The 3,827-nt window shown below is 56.0% G+C and carries 5 protein-coding genes; all 5 read right to left on the reverse strand.

The window, feature by feature from the left end:
- On the reverse strand, window positions 1-762 hold a 762-nt coding region (locus SMC5_RS05395; protein WP_133299166.1), incomplete at its 3' end, for a lysophospholipid acyltransferase family protein.
- On the reverse strand, window positions 763-1,323 hold the full coding sequence (locus tag SMC5_RS05400) for an NUDIX hydrolase (protein WP_119119910.1): 561 nt from the start codon (window positions 1,321-1,323) through the stop codon (window positions 763-765).
- Complete coding sequence (locus SMC5_RS05405; RefSeq protein WP_119087524.1) at window positions 1,323-1,943, reverse strand: V-type ATP synthase subunit D; 621 nt, start codon at window positions 1,941-1,943, stop codon at window positions 1,323-1,325. The genes SMC5_RS05400 and SMC5_RS05405 overlap by 1 nt, the downstream gene beginning before the upstream one ends.
- An 8-nt stretch (window positions 1,944-1,951) precedes the next feature.
- Window positions 1,952-3,328 (reverse strand): V-type ATP synthase subunit B, encoded by a 1,377-nt coding sequence (locus tag SMC5_RS05410; RefSeq protein WP_119087525.1) that lies wholly within the window; start codon window positions 3,326-3,328, stop codon window positions 1,952-1,954.
- Window positions 3,321-3,827: ATP synthase beta subunit C-terminal domain-containing protein (locus SMC5_RS10710; RefSeq protein ID WP_320409821.1), on the reverse strand; the 507-nt coding region annotated here is incomplete at its 5' end. The genes SMC5_RS10710 and SMC5_RS05410, both read right to left, overlap by 8 nt.

The following is a 3,827-nucleotide window of genomic DNA, read 5'->3' on the forward strand; positions in this document are numbered from 1 at the left end:
TCGCACCCAGGACCGCTCGTCTGAAGCTTCCGGGTTGATTGGCCGACCAAATTTGAGCAAAAACCTTCCGTCTGGCTGCCGCACAAGGAATCCAGGAATTCCAACGAGCTTCCTTCGAAAAGAAAGCAGTGCTGCCCCACGGGGAAAGCGGACGGGATGCCCAAAAAACTCTATCTCCTCGCCACCGTTCGCATAGTCTCTGTCGGAGACAATGGCCGGCACTTCGCCCTCTGGTAAATGTCGGAGGAGGTCCCTCAATCCGAACCGAACGTCGTGGGCAGTCAGCCCAAAACGCACACGGAGCGACTCATAGAGCCGCTGGACGACCCAGCTATTCTGCGTGAGTGCAATCGCATGCGTCCTGTAGCCGCCAAGGCCAAGCATCGCCCCGGCCAGCTCCCAGTGTCCATAGTGCCCGGTAACCAGGCAAAATGGCCTGCCACCGGATCGCTGCTCGAGGAGCACGTGTATGTCCGCAAAGTTCATGATCATCGATTTGATGCGAGCATCGCTGGTGGACGGTATCTCGAAGAAGTCGACCAGGTTCATCCCAGCCTGGCCGAACGTCCGCAATGCCAACCGTGACAGCTCCCGATGGCTTGCTTCAGGCCGCATGATTCTCAGGTTCGCGAAGACCCCTCGCCTCTGCCCGGTGTTGAAGGCAAAGTAGCCCCAGGCAATCAACCTGGCAATGACCCGTCTGAGCCAGACGGGCAACACGGCGACAATGCGGAAGGCGACAACATACCAGAAAGCCATCATCTAGCCGCTTGCCAATCCTTCGAACGCAGCACACCAGAGCAGCCCGATGAGGGTCTTTGCGTCATTCATGCGCCCGTCGCGGCATCGTTCAATAGCTTCGGTGACAGGCATCAGAACCGGTCTGATGAATTCGTCGGAATCCATTTCGGTAGGACCATGCCGAAGATCCTTCGCAATGTACAGCGTCAGCCGTTCATCGACGAAGCCGGGGCTGGGCCAGAATTCGATGCACTTCTTCCAGGAACTCGCAATATACCCAGTCTCCTCACGGAGTTCCCGGCGTGCGGCGGTGAGGAAGCGTTCGTGCACACCGTGGCGGCGCCCAGCCGGGATCTCAAACATGACCATCTCGGGCGCCGGTCTGTATTGGCGCACAAGCACGACGCGATTGTCGACGGTCAATGCCACGACACAGACAGCTCCGCCCGCATATGTTACGACATCCCGATGAGCAAAGCGGTCGTCCGGCAATCGGACGACCTTGTCCAGAACCTCTATGGACTTCCCAAGGTACGCCTGTCGACATGACAAGACCGCCTCGAACATCCGCCGACGTGTCATCAATGAGACCGGATCATCTCCTTGATTTTCAGAAGCCTCGTAGTGTTTGCCCGTTCATTCTCGTCCAGTTTCGACGTAATGAACCGAATCGTCTCCTCAAGGTTGGGGATCATGACATACTCGAGAGCATTTACCCGCCGCCGGGTTCGCTGAATTTCCTCCGCCATCAGACGTATGCTTGCCTCAATCTGAGCTAGCTTCACGATGGATGGCATCAACTCATACAACCTCAGAAGGGAAGCTTCTACCCCGGCTCCCTCCAACCCGGCGAATGACGGGGACTCGAAATCCGAGATCGAGAAAGACAGCACAGGCAAGGCTACATTCATGACGGTCTTGGTTCCCGCTTCGATGTCGAGACGAGTAGAGACTGTTCGCGAGAGCAGCTCCACGACGACCGCTGGATACGTGGCAGTTTGACCCTTGAACGCAGCCAGTGCGTCCGGCAGTTCGTGGTCAACGTGCGCCCGATAATCACCATACTCTTCTGCAAGTCTGATAAATGTCTTCATAAGACCCTCGAGCTTGTCCTTGAGAAGTTTGTGACCCCGCCGAGCAAGAACAAAACGCTTCTGCAGCCGCAGAAGCTCCATCCTGGTTGGGTTGACCTTGAGGATCATCGCTCTGCCTATGCCGTACGCTTCGGCATATACTTCTCTATCATAGCTGGCGAGACACGCTTCAGTTCCTGCAGCGGTAGTATCGAGAGGAGTTCCCACCCGATGGACAGTGTCTGTTCGATCGATCGATCCTCGTCGTGCCCTTGCTGGACAAAACGACGTTCAAACTCATCTGAGAATTTCACGAACGTCCGATCCGTCTCTGTGAGCGCCGACTCGCCCAGGACAATTGCAAGCTCCTTTGCATCGCGTCCTCGGGCATAGGCGGCGAACAACTCGTTGAGCAGGCCAGCGTGATCCTCGCGCGTCTTGCCCTTGCCGATACCCTTGTCCTTTAGCCGGGACAGCGATGGAAGTACATCGATTGGCGGGTAGATGCCTGCCTGATGCAGTGACCTGCTCAGGAAGATCTGTCCCTCGGTAATGTAGCCTGTAAGATCCGGAATCGGATGCGTCTTGTCGTCTTCAGGCATGGTCAGGATTGGCAGTTGAGTGATCGACCCCTTCTTGCCCTTGATGCGACCAGCTCGCTCGTAAATTGTGGCCAGATCCGTATAGAGGTATCCTGGATAGCCACGTCTGCCCGGTACCTCTTTCCGAGCTGCAGAGATCTCACGCAGAGCTTCACAGTAATTGGTCATATCGGAAAGGATAACCAGAACGTGCATTCCGAGTTCGAAAGCCAGATATTCGGCAGCAGACAGTGCAAAACGAGGAGTCGCTATCCGCTCGATGACGGGGTCATTTGCCAGGTTCATGAACAGTACTGACTGATTGATTGCGCCACTCTTGCGAAAATCAGATATAAAGAAGTCGGCTTCCTCGAATGTGATGCCCATCGCGCCAAAAACGACGGCAAACTCGTCAGTTCCAGAAAGCACCCGAGCCTGCCTGGCAATCTGCGCGGCGATCTCGGCGTGAGGAAGACCGCTGCCCGAAAAGATCGGCAGCTTCTGACCCCGAACAAGAGTATTGAGTCCGTCGATTGCAGAAATGCCAGTCTGTATAAACTCGTCGGGATAGTCGCGCGCATAGGGATTCATGGGATCGCCATTGATGTCCAGCACTTTGTCAGGAAGAATCGGAGCAACTCCATCGATCGGTGCTCCGAGTCCGTTGAACACCCGGCCCACGATGTCGCGCGAGACCCCGAACTGCAACCCGTGTCCAAGGAATCGAGTCACTGTCTGACCGCGGTCCATTCCGGACGAACCCTCAAAGACCTGAACCAGAACCGTGTCGCCGGAGACCTCGAGCACCTGGCCATGTCTCAGCCCGGAGATCGTTCGCAGTTCGACGAGTTCACCATATTTGACATCGTGAGCCCCATCCAGAAGTACTAGCGGTCCCACGATTTCGCGGACTGTTCGGTAATCCCTATTCATGGTACTCCTCCCGTGCAGTCGTGTCCATTTCTGACAGAGCCTCAAAACCCTTTGTTATCGAGTTCTCAAGCGTGTCGAATGCAGCAAGGTTCGTCTCGAGAATGCTCTTTGAGCGAGCAATCTCGATTCTGACCGGCATTGCGAGAACAGCACCGAGCGGTACGCCCCCCGATGCAGCCTTGCCCGCCAGATGGCTCCACAACATGATGACGTCAAGCATTCGCAACTGCTTGCGGAGAGAGGTGTAGCTGTCGCCCTCGGTGAAAGCTCCCTGCTGCAGGAAGTCCTCACGTATGGACTTCGCCGATTCCAGTACCAGGCGGTCTGCTACAGACAGCGCGTCGACACCTACGAGACGAACAAGTTCCTGCAGCTCCGCTTCCTTCTGAAGCAGAGCTCGAACCTCGCGGATGTCCTGACTCCAACGATCGCCGAGTTCCTTGTCATAGTAACTCTCGAGCAAGTTACTGTACAGCGAGTAGGACTGAAGCCAGTCGAT

This window comes from Candidatus Cryosericum odellii (assembly GCF_003570935.1).
GTDB classification, from domain to species: Bacteria; Caldisericota; Caldisericia; order Cryosericales; family Cryosericaceae; genus Cryosericum; species Cryosericum odellii.

Coding starts and splice junctions, on each gene's coding strand:
- SMC5_RS05400 (WP_119119910.1), bottom strand. CDS start 1,323: ATGACACGTCGGCGGATGTTCGAGGCGGTCTTGTCATGTCGACAGGCG.
- SMC5_RS05405 (WP_119087524.1), bottom strand. CDS start 1,943: ATGATCCTCAAGGTCAACCCAACCAGGATGGAGCTTCTGCGGCTGCAG.
- SMC5_RS05410 (WP_119087525.1), bottom strand. CDS start 3,328: ATGAATAGGGATTACCGAACAGTCCGCGAAATCGTGGGACCGCTAGTA.